Raw genomic sequence first — 886 nt, 5'->3', positions numbered from 1 at the left:
GAGCTATACCCCCGTGTTTTCGAGTTGACTGTTGTCAGTCTCTTCGTTAACAGCGCTGTTCAAGCGAGACCAAGAGTATATGACGAAATTCAAATGGAATGCAAGCGTTCGAGGACTTTTTTCTTGTCGAAGTGCTCCAGCACGGCATCCACACTCGGGGTCTGAGAACGCCCGCACACCAGCACGCGCACCGGTACCGCCAACTGCGGCATCTTCAGTCCGGTGGCCGCAAGGGTTTCCTTCAAGGCCTGCTGGATGCCGGCCTTGTTCCAGTCGGTCATGGCCGACAGTCGTTCTGCCAGCACAGCCAGTGCCGGGCGCACGGCATCGGTGATGTAAGCCGCAAGATCCTCGACCGATGGCATGACGGGCGCGAAATACATCGCGAGCCAATCGGCCAGTGCGGCGGCCGTCGCGCAGCGATCCTTGAACAGACCGACCTTGGGCTGGACCTGCTCTACCGTGGCTTGAATACCCTTGGCCTTGAGTTGCGTGACGACAAGATCAGCCAGCCGGCCCTCATCGATCTGCTTCAGGTAATGGCCGTTGACCCAGTCCAGCTTGGCCGGGTCCCACTGCGCGGGGCTCTTGGACAGATGCGAGCCATCGAACCACGCCACCATCTGCTCGGCCGTGAACAACTCATCGTCGCCATGGCTCCAGCCCAGGCGGGCCAGGTAATTCAGCATGGCCTCGGGCAGATAGCCACCGTCGGCATAGGCCGTCACGCTGACAGCGCCGCGGCGCTTGGACAACTTCTGGCCATCGTCACCCAGGATGATGGGCAGGTGTCCAAACTGCGGCAGCGGTGCGCCCAGCGCATTGAAGATGTTGATTTGCCAGGGCGTGTTGTTGATGTGCTCGTCGCCGCGGAAAACATGGCTGA

1 protein-coding gene is annotated in these 886 nt (G+C 60.4%); it reads right to left on the bottom strand.

The window, feature by feature from the left end:
• Nucleotides 1–89 precede the first annotated feature (89 nt).
• On the bottom strand, nt 90–886 hold a 797-nt coding region (locus ACXJKR_RS33680), incomplete at its 5' end, for a glutamate--tRNA ligase (protein WP_457326565.1).

The organism is Roseateles sp. P5_E11 (assembly GCF_054049355.1).
This window is presented reverse-complemented; position numbering and strand designations above follow the sequence as displayed.